This window comes from Oleiagrimonas sp. (assembly GCF_027858935.1).
GTDB lineage: Bacteria > Pseudomonadota > Gammaproteobacteria > Xanthomonadales > Rhodanobacteraceae > Oleiagrimonas.
In genome coordinates, this window is sequence record NZ_JAQIBU010000354.1 from 1 (window position 1) to 5,716 (window position 5,716).

A 5,716-nucleotide genomic window follows, 5' to 3' on the forward strand; every position below is an offset into this window, starting at 1 on the left:
TCCACGATCAGGGCGCTCCAGGCCGGGATCCTGAAGCGCTTGTCCGAAAGGCGCTCGAAGTCGAAGCCCAGACCCTCGACCGGTGTCGGGTCGCTGTAGGCGTCCAGCTCGATCTCCTCGGGGTGATCGCCAAGGTTGAACAGGCACAGAAGCATCTGCTCGGCGTACGAGCGTCGCAGTGCCAACCAGGGCTCGTCGGCTTCCATCAACTCGGCCTTGCCTGCGCGCATGGCCGGTTGCGCCGTGTGCCAGTTGAGCAGGGAACGCCAGTCATTGAGCAGTGAATCCGGATCGTGTTTCTGGCGGTTGGCGTTGAGCATCCGGTGTGCACGGGGGATCGGCAGCCACGGCTGCTCGCAACGGGAGAAACCGCAGTGGCGCGAATGGTCGTTCCACGGCATGGGCGTGCGCGCGCCATCGCGCCCACGCTCGTTGAATTCGGCCAACGGATCGCGCAGGCGTTCGTTCGGAATGTCTTCTGGAATGCGGCCCTCGGGCAGTCCCAGTTCGTCGCCCTGCCACAGGCAAAGGGCGCCGGGAAGCGCCAGAAGCATGGCGGCCATAGTGCGTCGGAAACCGTGCGGGTAGGGGAATCGGTCGCCGCCCCAACGCGTGCTCATGCGGCCAAAGTCATGATTGCCGACGATCCAGCAACTACCGGTCGGACCGAAGGTATCCAGCGTCTTGCGTACCACCTGGCGCATGCGTTTGGCCGTCATGCGTTCGTCGAACAGCAAGCCGGCATGGTAGGCCATGTGCAGCAGGGTGCCGTTCTGGGTGTATTTGGCGGCTTCGGTGATGCTGTCCTCGCACATCACCACCTCGCCGAGCAGGGACACCCCGGGGTAGGAGTCGACCAGCTCGCGCAGGGGTTTGAGGTACTCCAGTGTTTCAGGCCGGTTGAAGCTGTTGACGAGCTTCTGGCGGGTGGCGCCATTCTCGCCCTGGAAGCCGTCGGGCATCGGGTCGTTTTCGCCCCGCATCGGGTTGTCGCGAAGCTCCGGGTCCTGGGCGTAGAAGTTCACGGCATCCAGACGCATGCCATCGATGCCACGGTCCAGCCAGAAGCGGGCCACGTCCAGGATCGCTTCGCGCACATCACGGTTGTGCCAGTTCAAGGCCGGTTGCCCGGGGAAAAAGTTGGCAAAGTAGTACTGGTTGCGTTCGGGCGCGAAGTGCCAGCCCGACGCACCGTTGAAAACCGCGGGCCAGTTGTTCGGGGGCCCGCCATCCTCGGCGGCATCGGCCCAGACATACCAGTCGGCACGGTCGTTGTCGCGACCGCTTCGGCTTTCGCGAAACCACGGGTGCTGGTCGGAGGTGTGGCTCCAGACCATGTCCAGCATGACGCGCAAGCCCCGCTGGTGGGACAGGCGTACCAGTCGCTCGAAGTCGTCCATCGAACCGATGCCATGGTCGATGGCGCACATGTCCTTGACGTCATAGCCGGCATCGACGTCGCCGGACGGGTACAGCGGCATCAACCAGATCGCATCCACGCCCAGCGAGGTGATGTAGTCCAGTTTCTGGATAATGCCGTTGAGGTCGCCCCGGCCGTCATCGTTGGTGTCCTTGAAGCTCCACGGCATGACCTGGTAGATCGCCGCCCCATGCCACCATTCCCCGAGTGTCGGACATTCCTGTTTTTTTTCCCATTCGGGGGCCCGGCGATTGACGGGTGCCTGTCGCCACCAAGGCAGGTTTTCCAGAAGCATGCTGGGGATTCTCCTTTGTTTCATTCGTGATTCAGCGAACCTGTCATGCACCTGCATGACAGGTTCGCCGCAGTCATTCATACTTTGAAGTTAACGGGAACTTGGGGGACTCGCAATGCGCATCACGACCACGGTACGTGGCCTGGCCGCTGTATCGGCCACGGCGCTCGCCGCTTTTTTGGGTTCGGTCACGGCCCTGGCGGGTCCATCGGCACCGGTTCATGCGTCGCCAGCGTCCACGGTTTCCGCGCCGACCCATCTGCCCGCGCAGCTTTCTGATTTTCGCAGCTATGTCGATGGCGTGCGCAAGCAGTTCGATGTGCCCGGCATCGCCGTGGCCATCGTCAAGGACGGCAAGGTGGTGCTGCAGGCCGGCTATGGTGTGCGCCAGTACGCTACCCATGGTGCGCCGGACAAGCCGGTCGACGCCCACACCATCTTCGCCATCGCGTCCAATACCAAGGCCTTCACGGCAGCGTCGCTGTCGATGCTGGCAGACCAGGGCAAGCTGGACATGGGCGACCGGGTCACCGACCACCTGCCGTGGTTTCGCATGTCCGACCCAAACATCACGCACGAGATGCGCATCCGCGACCTGCTGGCGCACCACAGCGGCCTGAGCCTGGGCGCGGGCGACCTGCTGTATTGGCCGACCACCGACTACACCACCAGACAGGTGGTCCAGCATCTTGCGCATGTGCCGATCAAGTACGGCTTCCGCGCGCGCTATTTCTACGACAACATCCTGTTCGGGGTGGCCGAGCTGGTGATCGAGAACGTCTCAGGCGAAAGCTATCGGCATTTCCTGCGCACGCACTTCTTCGAGCCGTTGGGCATGCACGACACCCGTTTCAATTTCCACTACATCAAGCCGGGCAATCCCGATGTCGCGGTCGGCTATGCCAAGTACGACTACACGGACCTCAAGCCGGTGGCGCCGTTGGCCTGGTCCAACAATTCCGGCGCTGGCGGCATCTACTCCAGCGTCCACGACATGGCCAGGTGGATCATCGCCCAGCTCAATGGGGGGGTGTACGGGAAAAACCCCGACGGCAGCGACAAGCGCCTGTTCAGCGAGAAACGCCACGAAGAGATGTGGTCGGTGCAGACGGCCATCCACCCAGGCAAGCCCAAGGTGCCGGAGCTGGCCGCAGTGGAGCCGGACTATGCCGGATATGGCGAGGGTTGGCACCTTTCCGAGTACCGTGGGCACAAGATGGTCTATCACACCGGTGGCTGGCCGGGGTTCGTGTCACGCGTGACCATGATTCCCGATCTCAAGCTGGGGATGGTGGTGCTGACCAACCAGCAATCCGGCGCGGCGTTCCAGGCCGTGACCTACCGTATCCTCGATGCCTACCTCGGCGCGCCCAGGACCGACTGGACGGCGGTCTATGCCAGGTCAGTGGCCCAGTCCATGTCCAATGCCGACAAAAGCCGGGAAAGACACGCGGCGGCCCGCGATCGCCACAGCAAGCCATCGCTGCCGCTGTCCGGTTATGCCGGAACCTATCGTGATCCGTGGTATGGCAATGTGGTGATCCGCAAGAAGGCAGGGCATCTCGTGATGCAGTTCAGTCATACAAGACAACTACTTGGCGATCTCGAACATTGGCAGCACGATACCTTTGTCGTGCATTGGCGCGATCGATCGCTGAATGCCGATGCTTTTGTGACGTTCGCACTGGATGCCGACGGACGTGTACGCGAAATGCGCATGAAGCCGATATCCCCATTGACCGACTTCAGTTTCGATTTCCAGGACCTGCGCCTGAAACCCTTGCCGTCGGCCGACTTGAATAAGGATGGCGATTGAATCCTGTGTTCACGGTCTTCGCGCACGCATGCGTATCAATTATAATGAGATTGGAGAGTTCGGGCCTGCTGCCGCGGTCCCGAAAGCTGTACAGTACGCATAGGCTTTTGTGCGGAGCACGTGCGCCGTGCATCGGTCGAGCGGAGAATCACGGGTGACGAAAGAGAAGATCCTTGTATGCATCGGCCTGAATGGATTCGAAAAAGCCCGAATTCGCCTGCTTTTGGCCGAGGCGAGCACCCGGTTGAGTTCGGCATGGCGGCTGGATGATGAAACTTCACGCGCAGATCTCCTGATTGTTGCACCACAATCCATGGAGGGCGAAGCGGCCGCATTGCGTGCGCGTGGCAGGGGCGTGCGCTGTGTGAACCTCGGCGGGACCGGGAATGTGGGCGAGGACTACATGCCGACCGGCTTTGAAGTGGACGACCTTGTGCGCGTGCTTGAATCCGCGGACGCGTTGTCCGGGGATGAATTCAAGAATTATTCTTCCGGTTCCATGGACTTCTACGACGTGAGCACGTCCGGCGGAGCTGTACGGGAGGATGCGCTCGGCGTATCCGAAGCCGAGGACCTGGAGCGCTTTTTGCGTCGCAACAGTGGCGAGTACAGCGTCGACAGCATCGTGCCCTTCAGCCTGGAAGGGACATCGGTCGTGCCACCACGGGGCCCCTTTGCCTCGAAGCGGGCGCAGACACGGAGCGATGAGCGCACGCCGTTTGCACAGTCCGACTCTTCGGTGCCGGGTGTCATCGATACGCGATCCGTGGCCAGCAGAACTGCCACTGACCCCAGGTTCCATCAAGCCGGTGCAGGCAAGCTCCTGTCCGAATTCCTGAAGAGCGGCAACCTCATGGCGCCGTGCCAGCTGGTGCGGGAAGGGACCGAACCACTGATCCTGGATCCGAAGAACCGCATCTACATCATCTGCGGTGACCTCAAGGCCGCCGAACCGTACGTCACGGAACATTTCAGGGCTTCCGATTTCGAGCGCCTGACCACACGCGACATGGAACGCTGGCGTGGCCTGTGCCCGCCCATGCCGTATGTGCGCCTTGAATGGCTCTCGGCGTTGCGCAATGGAGACGGATGGTTGCCGCAGCACCTGGATCCCGGTGGAAGCTATCGCGTCCGCGACATGCTCGACCTCGACGAGCACTTCGATCCGCAGATCCGGATCAACCAGACCCTGCTGGAGTGGAAGCGCCTGCACGAGATCACCGCCCAGGCAGCGGTGGAGATGCAGGTCGTGTTCGACACGGTGGCCGCTTTTGACGCCATTGGTTGGCTGGAGTGGCGACCGCGTGAACGCCTGCGTTGAATGCATCACCGCAGAGCGATGAGCTCATTCGATGAGGTTCTTGGCCTCGGAGGTGCTTAGAATTTCGGCAGGGGGCAGTTTCCCGCTTCGACGGCTGATCCAGGGATGCGCGAACACGGTGCCCAGCACGATGGCCACGCCAAGGTAGAACATCAGGTCCAGTTGCCTTTGTTCGCCGAGCAGCAGGATGGCCAGCGCGATCGCATAGACCGGCTCCAGATTGGTCGCCATCTGCATGGCGAAGGCGCTGACGTGGCGCAGGGCTTTCAGCACCAGGGCAAACGGCAGCAATGTGCAGCCCAGCGAAAGCACCAATAACAGTCCGGTGTCGTGCAGGTCAGGCACCGGGAACAAGGCGCCATGGTGCGGGACCAAGGGCGCAATCAGGGTCAGGAAAGCGGTACCCGAACCCAGTTCGATGAAGGTCACGGTCAGCGGGTCGGCATGCTCGACCATGCGCTTGTTGCAGGCGCTGAAGAATGCCACGAACAGCGCCGAAAGGACCCCCACGATGAGGCCCAGGCGCATGCCCTGCGGCATGCCTCCAACCACCAGCGCGACGCCCGGCACCACGCCCACGCCCAGCAGCAGTTCGCGCGGATTGAATTTGCGCCGGGCCACCCAGGGCTCGATCAGTGCAAGGAAAATCGGCGCGATGGCAATGCACAGCGCACCGACCGAGGCGTTGGCCAGCTTGATGGCGCCATAGAAGGTCAGCCAGTGCAGCGAGACCAGCACCCCGATACCGGCGTAAGCCAGCATCAGTCGCCCGGACATTTCGCGCAGGCCACGCCAGACCCGGGGAAAGAACAGCAGAGCCACGGCTACCGCCAGCATGCGCCACCACACCAGCGGCAGGGCCGG

The 5,716-nt window shown here is 62.3% G+C and carries 4 protein-coding genes; 2 read left to right on the top strand and 2 right to left on the bottom strand.

Annotated features, from left to right (window positions below; genetic code table 11):
- On the bottom strand, positions 1-1,715 hold a 1,715-nt coding region (locus PF446_RS13385; protein ID WP_298072429.1), incomplete at its 3' end, for an alpha-amylase family glycosyl hydrolase.
- Positions 1,716-1,830: 115 nt separating this feature from the next.
- Between PF446_RS13385 and PF446_RS13390 the strand changes: the two genes are divergently transcribed.
- Positions 1,831-3,531 carry a serine hydrolase gene (locus PF446_RS13390; protein WP_298072431.1) on the top strand — a complete coding sequence of 567 codons (1,701 nt, stop codon included), beginning with the start codon at positions 1,831-1,833 and terminating at the stop codon, positions 3,529-3,531.
- A gap of 154 nt (positions 3,532-3,685) precedes the next feature.
- Positions 3,686-4,852, top strand: a complete 1,167-nt coding sequence (locus tag PF446_RS13395; protein ID WP_298072432.1) for a hypothetical protein — start codon at positions 3,686-3,688, stop codon at positions 4,850-4,852.
- 24 nt (positions 4,853-4,876) lie between these two features.
- Here PF446_RS13395 and PF446_RS13400 read toward each other — a convergent pair.
- Positions 4,877-5,716, bottom strand: an 840-nt coding sequence (locus tag PF446_RS13400; RefSeq protein ID WP_298072434.1) for a DMT family transporter, incomplete at its 5' end; no start/stop codon positions are given.

Excerpts from the sequence above, each read along its gene's own strand:
- PF446_RS13390 (WP_298072431.1), top strand. The coding sequence starts at position 1,831 with ATGCGCATCACGACCACGGTACGTGGCCTGGCCGCTGTATCGGCCACG.